Source organism: Microbacterium sp. GXF7504 (genome assembly GCF_054798235.1).
The window spans coordinates 188,318-202,027 of the sequence record NZ_JBSJZI010000003.1; the positions used below are offsets into that span (position 1 = coordinate 188,318).

12 protein-coding genes are annotated in these 13,710 nt (G+C 71.7%); 10 read left to right on the forward strand and 2 right to left on the reverse strand.

Annotated elements, in window-relative coordinates:
- The first annotated feature begins 49 nt into the window (after nucleotides 1–49).
- Complete coding sequence (locus ACWAUO_RS08410; protein WP_460774639.1) at nucleotides 50–1,540, forward strand: methylenetetrahydrofolate reductase C-terminal domain-containing protein; 1,491 nt, start codon at nucleotides 50–52, stop codon at nucleotides 1,538–1,540.
- An 8-nt stretch (nucleotides 1,541–1,548) separates the two neighbouring features.
- On the opposite strand, the gene ACWAUO_RS08415 is transcribed toward ACWAUO_RS08410, so the two are convergent.
- Nucleotides 1,549–2,160 (reverse strand): helix-turn-helix domain-containing protein, encoded by a 612-nt coding sequence (locus ACWAUO_RS08415; RefSeq protein ID WP_460774640.1) that lies wholly within the window; start codon nucleotides 2,158–2,160, stop codon nucleotides 1,549–1,551.
- A 155-nt stretch (nucleotides 2,161–2,315) separates the two neighbouring features.
- Between ACWAUO_RS08415 and ACWAUO_RS08420 the strand changes: the two genes are divergently transcribed.
- The 6 genes from ACWAUO_RS08420 to ACWAUO_RS08445 all read left to right on the forward strand — a co-directional run bounded on the left by ACWAUO_RS08420 (nucleotide 2,316) and on the right by ACWAUO_RS08445 (nucleotide 8,617).
- Nucleotides 2,316–3,635 (forward strand): FAD-binding oxidoreductase, encoded by a 1,320-nt coding sequence (locus tag ACWAUO_RS08420; protein ID WP_460774642.1) that lies wholly within the window; start codon nucleotides 2,316–2,318, stop codon nucleotides 3,633–3,635.
- The gene (locus ACWAUO_RS08425) at nucleotides 3,632–4,420 is read left to right on the forward strand and encodes a creatininase family protein (RefSeq protein ID WP_460774643.1); all 789 of its coding nucleotides are present in this window, start codon (nucleotides 3,632–3,634) and stop codon (nucleotides 4,418–4,420) included. Before ACWAUO_RS08420 ends, ACWAUO_RS08425 begins: the two co-directional genes overlap by 4 nt.
- Before the next feature lie 20 nt (nucleotides 4,421–4,440).
- Nucleotides 4,441–5,055, forward strand: a complete 615-nt coding sequence (locus ACWAUO_RS08430) for a pyridoxine/pyridoxamine 5'-phosphate oxidase (protein ID WP_460774645.1) — start codon at nucleotides 4,441–4,443, stop codon at nucleotides 5,053–5,055.
- 93 nt (nucleotides 5,056–5,148) lie between these two features.
- Nucleotides 5,149–5,562 (forward strand): glucose-6-phosphate dehydrogenase, encoded by a 414-nt coding sequence (locus tag ACWAUO_RS08435; protein WP_460774647.1) that lies wholly within the window; start codon nucleotides 5,149–5,151, stop codon nucleotides 5,560–5,562.
- A gap of 203 nt (nucleotides 5,563–5,765) precedes the next feature.
- Complete coding sequence (locus tag ACWAUO_RS08440; protein WP_460774648.1) at nucleotides 5,766–7,229, forward strand: 4-hydroxyphenylacetate 3-hydroxylase N-terminal domain-containing protein; 1,464 nt, start codon at nucleotides 5,766–5,768, stop codon at nucleotides 7,227–7,229.
- Between the two features lie 5 nt (nucleotides 7,230–7,234).
- A complete protein-coding gene (locus ACWAUO_RS08445; RefSeq protein ID WP_460774649.1) occupies nucleotides 7,235–8,617 on the forward strand; it encodes an MmgE/PrpD family protein in 1,383 nt (460 codons plus the stop codon).
- Between the two features lie 186 nt (nucleotides 8,618–8,803).
- Here the strand turns inward: ACWAUO_RS08445 and ACWAUO_RS08450 are convergent, their stop codons facing one another.
- Nucleotides 8,804–10,051, reverse strand: coding sequence for a flavin reductase (locus ACWAUO_RS08450; protein WP_460774651.1), 1,248 nt, complete (start codon nucleotides 10,049–10,051; stop codon nucleotides 8,804–8,806).
- A 231-nt stretch (nucleotides 10,052–10,282) separates the two neighbouring features.
- Between ACWAUO_RS08450 and ACWAUO_RS08455 the strand changes: the two genes are divergently transcribed.
- From ACWAUO_RS08455 to ACWAUO_RS08465, 3 genes are all read left to right on the forward strand, one after another.
- Complete coding sequence (locus tag ACWAUO_RS08455; protein WP_460774653.1) at nucleotides 10,283–11,599, forward strand: NtaA/DmoA family FMN-dependent monooxygenase; 1,317 nt, start codon at nucleotides 10,283–10,285, stop codon at nucleotides 11,597–11,599.
- Nucleotides 11,600–11,845: 246 nt separating this feature from the next.
- The gene (locus tag ACWAUO_RS08460) at nucleotides 11,846–12,841 is read left to right on the forward strand and encodes an ABC transporter substrate-binding protein (RefSeq protein WP_460774654.1); all 996 of its coding nucleotides are present in this window, start codon (nucleotides 11,846–11,848) and stop codon (nucleotides 12,839–12,841) included.
- Between the two features lie 41 nt (nucleotides 12,842–12,882).
- Complete coding sequence (locus ACWAUO_RS08465; RefSeq protein ID WP_460774656.1) at nucleotides 12,883–13,704, forward strand: ABC transporter permease; 822 nt, start codon at nucleotides 12,883–12,885, stop codon at nucleotides 13,702–13,704.
- Nucleotides 13,705–13,710: the final 6 nt, after the last annotated feature.

Genomic DNA, 13,710 nt, shown 5'->3' on the forward strand with positions numbered 1-13,710 from the left:
CCTAGTGTCGCCCGTGTTGGTCACGCCAACACGGGCAGGAGGGAGCAGGATGCGGTTCGCCACACGTCAGCCGGCCTCGCCGACGCCCGCCGCGGCCGCGCTCCTGCGCGCGCCCGCGCCGCTGCGCGAACTCGACCTCGACGGCACCGATCCCGAGCTCCTGCGCCGGGCCGCGACGGCGGGGACCGGCCCGGTGCTCGTCCGCGACCGCCCGGGCCCACGCGCCCTCTCGCCGGCCTACCGGGCCACGGTGCTGGCGCGAAGCGGCGTGCCCGTCGTCGCCGAACTCAGCTGCCGGCACCGGAACCGGGTCGCACTGGAAGGGGAGGTCGCGGCGCTCGCCGACGCCGGGGCCGCCGGTGTGCTCGTCGACGGCAGCGAGGACGCCGCGGACACCCCGGCGACGCCGGTGCACGACCTCGACCGCGCCGGGCTCATCGACCTGGTCGCCCGTGCGGGACTGGCGGTGCTCGTCACGGACGCCGATCCCGCACCCGCCGCGCCACCGCTGCCCGACCGGCCGTCCGGCCGGTGCCCGAAGCACATGACGTACGGCCCCTGCGGCGGCGTCGACCCCGACGGCAGCTGCGAGATCGACGACGCGCCGTGCGCGTTCCTCGGTCGCACCCTCCCGGTCCGGTGGCGCGAAGCGACCGGTGACGCCGCCGCCTCCGACGCCCCGGCCGCGAAGGAGGTGCGCGACATCATGGCGCGGCGGCCGGTCGTGCTCTCCGGGCTGCCCGTGCGCGAACGCGTCGCCGCCGACGTCGCGGCGGCGGCGGACATCCTCCGCGGCAGCGTCGACGCCGTCCTCTCCGGCGACGCGGGCTGGTCCCGCACCCAGTTCCCGCCCGCATACCGCGCACACCTCATCGCCGCCGCGGGGCTCCGCGTGTGGATGGGGGTCAACGCCCGCGACCGCAACCGGGCCGCGATCGACACCGAGCTGGCATCCCTCGCGGCCCAGGGGGTCGCGGGCGTGCACCTCGTGACCGGTGACCACACGCGAACCGGCGACCGGCCCGACGCCCGGCCCGTCTTCGACCTGGAATCGACCACCATGCTCCCGCGGGCACGCCGCCAGGGGCTGTTCACCTCCTTCGCCGAGTCCCCGGCCGCGCCGCCGCAGCACCACCGGGGCGCGCGCGTACGCCAGAAGCAGCTGGCCGGCGGCGAGATGTGCATGCTGCAGTACTGCGGGGATGCGGCGGACGTCGCCGACTTCATCGGCAGCTGCCGCGACGCGGGGGCCGACGTGCCGGTGCTCCCGGGGGTGCCTCTGGTCATCGACCGGCACGGCGCGGAGCAGCTCGCGGGATTCCACGCCGCACGCCTGCCCACCGGCTATGTCGAGACCCTGCTGGCCGCGGACGACGTCACCGCGACCGGGATCGGACTCGCGATCGCCTACGGCAGGTCGCTGCTCGCGGTGGCCGGCGTCGCGGGGGTCGTCGTCGCGGGCGGGGCACGTCCCGGGCGCGAGCTCGACCAGGCGCACGCGCTCGCCGCCGTCTGCGCGGCGCTCGGAGGCGGGTCGTGACCGCCGTGTCAGTCGCGGTGGCGGTACTCCTTGACCACGAGCGCGCGGCACTCGAGTCCGGGGTCGGTGCGCCAGCGGTGCCGCACGCCGCCCTCGTAGTAGGTGGCATCGCCCCGCTCCAGCCGGAACTCCTCGTCGCCGAGGATCACCGTCAGCACGCCATCGAGCACGTAGACGAACTCGTCCTCCGCATGCTCCCACCAGATGTCGTCGCCGAACGCGCCGCTGAACACCATCGGCACGAACGGCGGCGACCCGTGCTGCGCGAGCACCGTCACCGGGCCCGTCCCCGCATCCAGGGGGGAGCCGTCGCTCTGCCGGAACACGTGGTACGCGCCCTGCCCGGCCGGGGTCTCGTCCGCGCCGGTGAGGAGGTCCTGCTGCGTCGTGCCCAGCGCCCGGGCGATGCGGAACAGCGACGCCATGCTCAACCGCTCCAGGCCGCGCTCGACCTGGCTGAGGAACGAGTGCGAGAGCTCCGCCTCGGCGGCCGCCTTCGCGAGGGTCAGGCCCCGCTCCTGCCGGAGCGCCCTGATGCGCGCGCCGAGCGCGCGGGCGGCGTCGTCGACGGTGGACGGGCCGCGATCCGGATGCGGCGGGGCGGGCGTGGGTTCGCTCACCGCTGCAGCGTACCGGTTCACCCCGTCGGGGGCCGCGTGGTCCCCGCGGCCTCCGTGATCTTCGGGCGGGCGCAAGCCCGACCCGCGTCGACGAGTGACTCATCACCCGGCTCGTCGAATGCCACACCCGGGAGATGGGTCCGAGGAGGAGACCGATGACCGATCCCGATTACGACGCCCTCGAGGCGGAGCTCGCCGACCTGCTCGGCCCGCGCGGCGTCTCACGCGACATGCGCCAGCGCGAGAAGGCATCCGTCGACGGCGCGCGCATGTCGCCCATCATCGCCGAGCTGCTGCCGCTCGGCGTCGCCGACATCGTCGCGTTCCCGACCACGGCGGAGGAGATCGCCGCGGTCGTCGCGGCCGCATCCCGTCACGGCGTCACGATCACCCCGCGCGGCAAGGGCACCGGCAACTACGGCCAGGCGATCCCGATGCCCGGCGGCCTCGTGCTCGACACCTCGCGTGCCCGCACGATCATCGAGGTCGGCGACGGGTTCATCACGGCGGATGCGGGCGCCCCGCTCGCCGCGCTCGAGCAGGCCGCACGGGCGACCGGGCAGCAGCTGTGGATGTACCCCTCCACCGTGCACTCGAGCGTCGGCGGGTTCCTCGCCGGCGGATCCGGCGGCACCGGCACGATCAAACACGGTGCGAACCACATGGGGTTCGTCGTCGCGCTCGACGTGGCGACCCCCACCTCCGACGGCCTCCTGCACGTCGAGGGGGAGGAGGCGCTCGGCTTCATCCACAACTACGGCACCGCCGGGATCATCGCCCGCGCCACCGTCCGGCTCGAGCCGCTCCAGGACTGGCGCGGACTCTACGCCTCCTTCCCGGACTTCGCCGGCTCCCTGTCGGTGCTGCGCGAGCTCGGCCGCCTGCAGCCCGCGCCCCGGCTCGTCTCGGCCGACACCCCGCACATCACCGCGCAGCTGCCGCCCGACCCGGCCTTCCCCGAGGGGCGCAGCTCGCTGCGGATGATCGCCGACGCCGCGACCGTCGCGGCCGCCACCGCGATCATCGAGGGCGCCGGCGGCCGTATCGAGGACGTCCGCGAGGGACCGCAGGTCTCGGCGAACATCTCCGTGCTCAGCTACAACCATCCGATCGAGTGGCTGCAGAAGTCCGAACCCGGCGTGTACTTCCACGTCGAGGTCGCCGGCGACGCCCTCATCGAGCGTATCGACGAGGTCCACGCCGTCTACCCGGGCGGCCTCCTGCACATCGAGGCGGGGAACACCGTGCCGATCGGGATGCTGGCGGGGATCTACGAGAGCCCCGAAGCCGTGTACGCGGGCATCGAGAAGCTGGGCGAGCTCGGCGTCGGCGTGCACAACCCGCACCAGTGGAACGTCGACTTCCGGCTCGGCGAGACCGTCGAGCTCGCCCGGCGGACCGATCCGCACGGACTCCTCAACCCCGGCAAGCTCAACCCCGACTACGCCGGCCCGACGAAGGGGGCGATCCGATGACCGCGCCCGCGACCCGGCAGTGGGCCGACCTGTCCGGCACGGCGCTCACCGAGGCCCTCACCGAACGCTCGCTCGCGGTGATCCCGATCGGCGCGCTCGAACACCACGGGCCGCACCTGCCGCTGCGCACCGACGCGCTCGTGGCCGAAGCGGTCGCGACCGCGGCGGTCGACCGCGCCGCCGCATCCGGGATCGACGCGTGGGTGCTGCCGACCGTGGTCTACACGAAGTCCGACGAGCACCACTGGGCGCCTGGCACCGTTTGGCTGGAGGGCACGACCCTGCTCGAGCAGCTCGTCGAGATCGGTCGCTCGATCTCGATGACCCCCGCCCGGACCGTCGTGTTCGTCAACGGGCACGGCGGCAACGTCATGCTGCTCGGCTGGGTGAACCGCGAGCTCCGGCGCCGCTTCGGGCTGCGGTCGTTCTCGATGCCCGCGAGCGTCGGCGGCGCCGGCGACGGGCTCGACGGTCGCCCGGACGAGCTCGGCCAGGGCATCCACGCCGGGTACGCCGAGACCTCCGTGGTCATGCACCTCGCCCCGCACCTCGTGTCGCCGGACTTGCCGCCGCGGAACGTCCCGGAGAGGATCGCGGGCATGCGGCACATCGGCTTCAACGCCAAACCGGTGATGTTCGGCTGGACGAGCGACGACTTCGGCCCGACCGGTGTCATCGGCGACCCCACCGGCGCGAGCGCCGAGGCGGGCGCCGTGCTGTTCGAGCGGGCCGTCGCCTTCGTGACCGAGGCGCTCGCCGAGATCGACGGATTCGAGTTCGCGTGAGCGCGGACGGGAAGGACACCATGACCACGAACCTGCCGCCCGAGGCGGTCCCGGTGCTCGGCGACGAGACCGTCGCCGACCCCGCGGCGCTCGCCGCATCCTGGCTGCCGCCGCTCGGCGCCGAACCCCTGCGGATGACGCTGTCCACGATCGACGAGGACGGCTTCCCGCGCGCGAGGACCGTGCTCCTCAGCGAGTTCGACGGCGAACGCGTCTACTTCCACACCGACGCCGCGAGCCGCAAGGTCGCCGACCTCGCCGCGAACCCTCGGGTCGCGCTGACGGTGCTCTGGCCCGACGGATCGCGGCAGCTCGTGGTGCAGGGCACCGCCGCGCCCGCATCCGCCGAGGAGCTGGCCGACGCCTACCGCCGCCGGTCGCCCTACCTCAAGCAGCTCGCGTGGCAGAACACGCAGGCGTACGCCGAACTGCCGCTCGCCGAGCGGGAGGCGGCGTGGGCGCGGTTCCGTGACGAGACGCCCGAACCCGCGCAGCCGGAGGGATGGGTCGGGTACGGCGTGCTGCCGCACCGGCTGCTGTTCTGGGCGGCGCATCCGGAGGGCGGGAGCGCCAGCCGACGCGTCGAATACGTGCGCGACGGCGGCGGGTGGACGCTGCGCCGGCTGCCGGGCTGAGCGACCGACGCGCCCAGATGCGTCCCAGCGCACGAGCGTAGGATCGGTGGGGCGCGACGAACGATCGTGCCCGAGAAGGGACGAGACGTGCGGGTGAGATCTGGGTCGGACTGGCGGGATGGGATCCCGTTCGAGAAGCCGACGAGTCTGGCGGAGGTCGCGCCGGGCGAGCCCACCCGCTGCTTCGTGTGCGGCCCCGCATCCGAGGCGGTCGAGCGCACCGGGCTGTTCGCGTACAAGCACCGCCACCCGGGCAACCACGACGGCTTCGTCCGCTTCTACTGCGCCGAGCACGTGCCCGCCACCGTGGCGCCCGTCGTCCCCGCGCCCGTCGTCGCCGGCAAGCCCGCCCGCAAGGCCCGCGTCGCCGGTTCGCCCGCGCGCCAGGCGCCCGCCCGCACGCCCAGGCCCACCCCCTCGGCCGACCGCATCCGTCCGGTCTGCCCCGAGTGCTTCATGGAGGTGCCGCCGACCGGCGTCTGCGGCAACTGCGGCACCACGCTCTGACACCACCTGAACCGCGAGACTGCATCTGCGTGACGAGACTGCGGGGTAACCCCGCAGTCTCGGCGGCCAGATGCAGTCTCGCGGTTCTGTCGTGTGTAAGCGGGGAGAGAGTTCTCGGGAAAGATTGCATTATGTGGGAGGGAATGTAATATGAGGGGGTGCCTGCGGGCACTCACGCCGAAGTGAGAACAAAGGAGAGTCCAGTGGGCGCACGACGCGGACACGAGTACCTGGCAGGCCTCGCCGACGGACGCGAGGTCTGGTACGGCGCCGAACGGATCGATGTCACCGAGCACCCGGTGTTCGCGGGCTCGATCGCCGGGATGGCCGCCTACTTCGACTACCAGTGGGAGCACCAGGACGACTGCCTGTTCCCCAGCCCCGACACCGGCGACCTCATCAGCGTCGCCCACCTGCGACCGCGGTCCGCCGAGGACATCGCCCGCCGCCACGTCGCCTTCGAGCGGTTCGCCAAGTACTCCGTCGGGATGCTGGGCCGCACCCCCGACTACGTCAACGTCGTGCTGGCGGGCCACGTCTCGCGCACCGACCTGTGGCAGAAGGCGTCGAGCCCGGTGTACTACGAGCGCATCTCGGCGTACCAGAAGTACGTCGCCGAGAACGATCTCGCCCTGACCCACACGATCGTCCACGCCAACATCGACAAGTCGATCGGCGAGCTCGACGGCGCGAACGCCGACCTCACGCTGCAGGTCGTCGACCGCACCGAGGAGGGCATCATCGTGCGCGGCGCGAAGCTGCTCGCCACCCTCGGCCCGATCGCCGACGAGTGCTACGTATACCCGGCGACGCCGATCAAGCCCGGCTACGAGAAGTACGCCATCTCGTTCGCGATCCCGATGAACGCGCCCGGCGTGGTCGTCGTGTGCCGCGACCACTACGGCGTCGACCAGTCCGTCGAGGACCGTCCGTTCTCGGCGCGCTTCGACGAGCAGGACGGCGTCGTCATCTTCGACGACGTCCTCATCCCGCACGACCGCGTCTTCATCGACGGCGAGCTCGACCTCTACAACTCGGTCAACCAGGGCACCGCGACCGGCTGCACGCAGCAGCAGACCGCCATCCGCTCCGCCGTGAAGCTCGAGTTCGCGTACGACCTGCTCGTCGAGGTCGCCAAGACCACCGGCCAGGACACCCGCCCGGACGTCATCCAGCTCCTCGGCGAGGTGCACGCCTACCTGGGCATCACCCGTGCGCTCATCCACTCGGCCGAGTCCCGCGCGAGCGACTGGGGCGGCGGGGCCTACTTCGTCCACGACGACATCGGCCTGCTCCGCAACATCATGTCGGAGTGGATGATCCGGGTGAACGACATCATCAAGACCATCGGCTCCCACAACCTGCTGGCGACGCCCACGCAGGCCGCGTTCGACGACCCGCGCCTCGGCCCGCTCCTGGAGCGGTACCTCCCCGGCGCGAAGGACGTCTCGGCCCGCGACCGCGCGAAGATCATGCGCACCGCGTGGGACTTCGCCGGCTCCGCCCTCGGCTCGCGCATCGAGCTGTACGAGCGCTTCTACCTCGGCAGCATCGGCCGTGCCCGGATGCTGGAGCACATGAAGGCGCAGCGCTCGGGCGACACCGGCGCGCTGAAGGCGTTCCTCGAGCAGACCGCGCGGTCGACGGCAGTGCCGGCCGAGGTGTGACCGGCGTGCCCGGGAACCTCTCGCGCACCCTCTCCGAGCACCTCGCGGCCGCGTCGTACGACGCGCTGCCGGCGGATGCCGTCGCCCGGGCGAAGACCCGGCTGGCGGATGCGGTCGGGCTCATCGCCGCCGGCCGCCGGGCCGAGGGGAGCGCGGACGTCGTCCGGCTCGTCGAGGGCTGGGCCGGCCGCCCCGAGGCGACCGTGCTCGGCACGCGCACCCGGGTCCCCGCGATGCACGCCGCCCTCGCCAACGCGGTGCTCATGCGCTCGTACGACTTCGAGCCGGTGGGTGCGGACCGGGCGGACGGGGTGCAGATCCCGTCGCACATCACCGGCACCACCGCATCCGTCGCGCTCGCCGTCGGCGAGGCGACCGGCGCGAGCGGCCGAGACGTGCTGACCGCGATGGTCTACGGCGACGACCTCGCCGCAAGGCTCGGGCACGCGACCGGCTTCGACGTGTACGGCGGCGGCGACAACACCGGCACGATCAACGCCCTCGGCGGCGCCGCCACGGCGGGCATCCTCATGGGGCTGGATGCGGAGGGGATCCGGCGTGCGCTGGGCCTCGCCGTGAACCAGCTCGGCGGCACGATCGACAACATCAACGACAAGACCGTCGCGTTCAAGCTGCCGATCGCGCTGTCGGCCCGCAACGCCGTGTTCTCGGCCGAGCTCGCCGCCACCGGCTTCGCCGGCCCCGAGGATCCGATCGGCGGCCGGTTCGGCTACCTGAACCGGTACGGGACGGGCGAACCAGAGATCGACCGCATCCTCGACGGCCTCGGCGAGGCGTTCTTCGCCGACGCAGTGATCAAGCCGTGGCCGACCTGCCGGGCGTCGCAGGCGTCGCTCGACGCGACGGTGCGGCTCGTCCGAGACCACGGCGTCACGGCGGACGACGTCGAACGCGCCGTCGTGCACGTGAACCCGCAGACGAAGTCCGGGTTCGTCGGGCAGCCCTTCACGGTCGGCGCCTCGCCCGAGGTGTCGGGGGCCTTCAGCATCCTGTTCGCGGTCGCGACGGCGCTGCTCGACGGCACGGTGGCGCTGCGCCACATGAACGAGGCGCACATGACCTCGCCGCGGCTGCAGGCGATGCTCGAGCGCGTCGAGATCCAGGACACGCTGCCCCGCTCGGCGGTGCGGACGGCCGAGGTCGAGGTGTTCCTGCGATCGGGCGGGTCGCACCGGGTGCGGGTCGAGCAGGTGCTCGGCGACATCCACTTCGCGCCGCTGCCGGACGACCGCGTGCGCGAGAAGTTCCACGGCAATGTCGCGTGGGCGGGCCTCGAGCCCGCCGCGGGCGAGCGGATGCTGGCACTCGTCGACGCGATCGACACCCTCCCCGACCTCGCCGAGCTCCCCGCCCTCCTCGCCGGCTGACCCCCCGCATCCCGCTGGCTCGACCCGACAGTACCCGCGAGCGCGCATGCGTTTCGTGAAGACGTATCCGATCGGGTGCGCACTCGCGAAACGGATGCGCATTCGGGAACCATCGACGGTGACCAGGCCGGCGGGAACGGGGGGAGGGGCCGCATCCGTATGGATGCGGCCCCTCCGGCGTGCGGGTCAGCTCCGGCGGAGGTCGGACTGGGTGTACCGGGCGTAGTCGCGGGCCGCCGCGCCCGCGAGGGTGGCGCGCACCTCGTCGGCGGCCTCCTGCATCGCCCGCACCCACCCGAGGGCGGTGGCGCCGTCGACGCCCTGCGGCAGGGTCCCCAGGCGAAGTACGAGGCCGGAGTTGCGCGGCTCGTCGGTCGCCGGGTCGAAGACCGGCACGACGATGCTCGTGATGTCGGCGGCGGTCTCGGTCTCGTCGATCGACCCGCCGAAGCAGGCGTCGGCGCCGGCGATCGCGGCGCGCACCTCCCGGTCGCGGGCCGGGGTGAGCTCGCTCAGGCCGTACTCCGCGAGCGCCTCGCCGAGCGCGGCGTACGCCTCGGGGGCGGCGGCGCTGCGCGAGACGGCGTAGCCCTGCGCGCGGACCGTCTCGGCGGCGGCGCGGTGCCGCGCGATGCGGTCCTCGTCCTTCGGGTGGATGCGGCCGACCCAGGTCTCGACCTGCTCCGGGGTCCACGCGACGGCGGCCTCGCCGAGCGGCGGGATGAGGGGGAGTCGCACACCGATGCGCTCGTCCACGTCGGTGTCCGACCCGTACGAGGTCGCGCCGATCGTCTGGTCGAGGGCGCTCACCTGCACGAGGGCGGCCGCGGTGCAGCCGAAGCGCTTGGCGAGCCGGTCGAGCTGCGGGCGGGCGGCCTCGGCGAGGCGCACGGCGGAGATGAGCGACTCGTCCACGTGGGCGGTGAGGCCGGTGGTCGAGAACCCGCCGTAGCCGCCCTGGAAGAACAGCAGCGGGGTGACCGGCCGGGCGATGCCGAGGTCGTCGACCGCGACGAGCGTGATGAGGTGGTCGCCCGCCTCGATCTCCTGCGAGATGCGGCCGTGGATGTGGGCGACGGCGCCGTCGATCTGCGGAACGCCTGCGGGGGAGGGGGACCAGTCGACGCGGTCGAACTTGGCGGGGTCCTTCGAGGCGAGGGTGCGGCAGACCTGCATCTGGTCGTGGGCGAACACGTTGATGCAGACGGACTCCGCGCGACGCAGCTTCGCGTACGACTCGGACGTGCGCATGGGCATGAACGAGACGAGCGGCGGGTCGAGCGACACCGAGTTGAAGGTGCCCACCACCATGCCGATGGGGGCGTCGTCGACGACGGCGGTCACGACGACCACCCCCGTCGGGTAGTGGCCCATCACGTCGCGGAATGCGCGCTGCGGGTCGACGGCCGGTGCGGTCGAGCTGCTCGTGCTCATCGTTCCTCCTGGGGATCTGCGGCCTCGTCGCCGCGTGCGGTGTCCGACGTCTTCGAACTTTGCACTTGTCGATGCAGAATATATTCTTGTGCCGGAGATTTCAAACCTCAAAAACTCTGAAGGTTGTGCGCGATTGTTTCGTCTGGCATGAGGTGTTGTGCCGGATGACAATGGCATCGCGAGCGGAGTGGCTCCGGTCGCGCACGACCGCCGACAAGAAAGGCACACATCATGGCAGCCGAATCCCGTCGACGCATGGCGCTGACCACCTTCGTCATCCCCGCCGGCCACCACAAGGACGCGTGGCGCAGGGAGGGGAGCCGCATCGAGGAGGTCCCGGGCCTCGACTACGTCACGGAGCTGACGCTCATGGCCGAGGCCGCGAAGATCGACGCCGTCTTCTTCGGCGACGTCGCGCACGCCGAGCCCACGCTGCGCGGTGACATCAAGACGAACGGCTACTACGAGCCGATCACCACGCTGTCGGCGCTCGCGGCACGCACCACCCGCATCGGCCTCATCGGCACGGTGTCCACCACCTTCGAGAGCCCTTACACGGTCGCGCGCCAGATCGCGGGACTCGACCACATGTCGGGCGGTCGGGCGGGATGGAACCTCGTCACCTCGTTCGACGGCTTCCGCAACTACGGCTTCGACGAGGTGCCCGCCCCCGAGGAGCGGTACCGACGGGCCACCGAGTTCGCCGCCGTCGTGAAGGCGCTCTGGGACTCCTGGGGCGACGACGCGGTGATCGCCGACCGTGCGAGCGGCGAATACATCGACCGATCCAAGGTCCGGCGCATCTCGCACCAGGGGGACTACTTCCAGGTCGAGGGCCCCATGCCCGGCCCGCGCTCGCCGCAGGGGCACCCGGTCATCGTGCAGGCCGGCTCGTCCGGCCCCGGCCTCGACCTCGGCAGCTCCGTGGCCGATGCGATCTACACCGCGCAACCGGTGAAGGAGCGTGCGGTCGAGTTCTACGCCCAGTTCAAGCGGATGCTCGCCGACAAGGGTCGCGTGCCCGAGCACACGAAGGTGCTCCCCGGCATCCTGCCCATCATCGGCGAGACGCAGCGCGAGGCCGAGGAGCTCGCGGCCGAGCTCGGCTCGTACGTGAACCTCGAGTTCGGGCGGAAGCAGGTCGAGGCGGGCCTGGCCGGCGTCGACCTGTCGAGCCTCGACTACGACGAGCGCATCCCGGTGGAATGGCTGAGCGAGGATCCGTCCCTCGGCAGCCGGTACCACGTGTTCCGGCGGAAGGTCGTCGACCAGGGGATGACCCTGCGCGACCTCATCATCGACATGGCGCGCTCCGCCGGCCATCAGTGGATCATCGGCACGCCCCAGACCATCGCCGACACCATGGTCGACTGGTTCGAGTCGGGTGCGTGCGACGGCTTCAACCTCAACTCGCCGTACAACCCGGGCGGGATGAAGCAGATGTGCGAGCTGCTCGTCCCCGAGCTGCAGGACCGTGGCTACGCGCGCACCGAGTACGAGGGCACCACCCTGCGCGAGCACTTCGGACTCCCGCGTCCGACCGCCTGATGGAACCGGGCTGCGCGGCGTAGGTTTGTCGCACGCAGGACCGCACGGAAGGACCGCCGCCCGGCTGCCGGGAGGCGGTCCTTCGCGTTACTGCAGCCGCGCCCCCCTCCGATCGGAGGGAGGCCGGAAAAAAAGCTCCACAATCCAAGAGGAATGCGTTATGGTCCATTTAATGCATTCTCGTGACGGGGATGCAGACAGGCCCACCGAAGGGCCGGAGCACCGATCTCGACGAGGAGAGCAGGCATGACACACTTCCCCCGACGCACCGTCCGCTGGGGCGCCATCGCCGCCGTGACCACCGCCACCGCACTGATCGCCACCGGCTGCGCCGGTGGCGAGACCGCCCCCGCATCCGACGGCGGGAAGACCGAGATCACGGTCGTCCACGCGGCGATCAACTACGAGCCGCTCTACCTCGCCGAGCAGGAGGGCTTCTTCGACGAGGTCGGCCTGGACGTGAAGATCGTCCCCGGCGGCACCGCCCAGGACAACCTCGGCCAGCTCGCGGGCGGCTCCGCCGACATCAGCATCATCTCGTGGGACACCGCGGTGACCGCGACCGCCGAGGGCCTGCCCATCAAGGTCATCTCGAACAACGGCATCATCAGCACCGAGTTCGACACCTCCGGCGTCGTCGTCCGCGAGGACAGCGGCATCACCTCGATGGCCGACCTCGAGGGCAAGACCATCGCCTTCAACTCCATCGGCTCCGGCGGCAACGTCCCGGTGCTGCAGGCGCTGAAGGACGCCGGCGTCGACCCCGACGACGTGACCCAGGTCGCGCTGCCCTTCGCCAGCATGCAGAGCGCGCTGGAGCAGAGCCAGGTCGACGCGATCTTCCCCTCCGACAGCTTCTACGCCCAGGCGCTCGAGGTCGACGACTTCACCGTCATCTCCAACCCCTCGCGCGAGTACCGCGGCGGCCTCGGCATCACGCTGTGGAGCGCCACGGACCAGTGGCTCGCCGCGAACGCCGGCACCGCCGAGAAGTTCAACGAGGCGATGGGCAAGGCCGTCGAGTTCTACATGGACCCGGCCAACGTCGAAGCGGTCTACCAGGTGCGCGCCGACGTCACCGGTCAGCCGGTGGACACGCAGAAGTTCAACCTCGTCGAGGCCTCACTGGTCACCGACCCCGAGGTCTCCCAGGCCACCACCGACGCGCTGGAGGAGTTCGGCTTCGTGCAGAACCCCAAGCCCGTCGACGAGATCCTCTGGGAGGGCGCGCCCCGCAGCTGACGCGGCGCGCCCGACCGACCCACGATTGTGAAGACGGACAAATGACGACGAAGACGATGTCCCCGACGACCGACACCGGGGTGGTGATCACGGTGCAGCGCCGCTACGACTGGATGCTGCTGCTCCAGCGGCTCATCGCCCTGGCCGTCATCCTCGTGCTCTGGCAACTGGCGGTCGTGGCCCGCGTGGTGCCCTCGTTCACGCCGGACGTGCCGGCGGTCATCGCCGCCGTCTTCACGACCGTGGTCTCGCCCGCCTTCTGGGGAGCCCTGGGGCAGACCCTCATGTCGGCCACCGCCGGCTGGGTGATCTCCTGCGTCATCGGCGTCGTGCTGGGCCTGCTCATCGGCAGCATCCGCCCCGTCGACCGCTCGACCTCCCTCGTGGTGGAGTTCGGGCGGGCGTTCCCCACGATCGCGCTCATGCCGGTCATGATGCTGCTGCTGGGCGCCACCACCCAGATGGAGATCACGCTCGTCGTGCTCGCCGCGGTGTGGCCCGTGCTCGTGCAGTCGATCCTCGGGTCCAGGCGACTGGACCCGGGGATCGTCGACACGGTCCGCATCTTCCGCATCCCGAAGACCCTCTGGTTCCGGCGGGTGCTGCTGCCGGCGGCGCTGCCGTTCATCGCCACCGGCGTGCGCATCTCGGCGTCCATCGCGATCCTCGCGGCCGTCGGCGTCGAGGTGCTGACCCAGGTGCCCGGTATCGGCCGCCTCATCACCCTGGCCCAGGAGGCCCAGCGATGGGACCTCGCGTTCGCCTACCTGTTCTTCGCGGGCCTGTTCGGCTGGGGCATCGCGACCCTGCTGTCGCTCGGCGAGAAGAAGCTCCTGGCGTGGAACCGCCAGAGCGACGACTGAGAAGGG

Coding starts and splice junctions, on each gene's coding strand:
- ACWAUO_RS08425 (WP_460774643.1), top strand. CDS start 3,632: ATGACCGCGCCCGCGACCCGGCAGTGGGCCGACCTGTCCGGCACGGCG.
- ACWAUO_RS08420 (WP_460774642.1), top strand. CDS start 2,316: ATGACCGATCCCGATTACGACGCCCTCGAGGCGGAGCTCGCCGACCTG.
- ACWAUO_RS08450 (WP_460774651.1), bottom strand. CDS start 10,051: ATGAGCACGAGCAGCTCGACCGCACCGGCCGTCGACCCGCAGCGCGCA.
- ACWAUO_RS08465 (WP_460774656.1), top strand. CDS start 12,883: ATGACGACGAAGACGATGTCCCCGACGACCGACACCGGGGTGGTGATC.
- ACWAUO_RS08455 (WP_460774653.1), top strand. CDS start 10,283: ATGGCAGCCGAATCCCGTCGACGCATGGCGCTGACCACCTTCGTCATC.
- ACWAUO_RS08410 (WP_460774639.1), top strand. CDS start 50: ATGCGGTTCGCCACACGTCAGCCGGCCTCGCCGACGCCCGCCGCGGCC.
- ACWAUO_RS08430 (WP_460774645.1), top strand. CDS start 4,441: ATGACCACGAACCTGCCGCCCGAGGCGGTCCCGGTGCTCGGCGACGAG.
- ACWAUO_RS08460 (WP_460774654.1), top strand. CDS start 11,846: ATGACACACTTCCCCCGACGCACCGTCCGCTGGGGCGCCATCGCCGCC.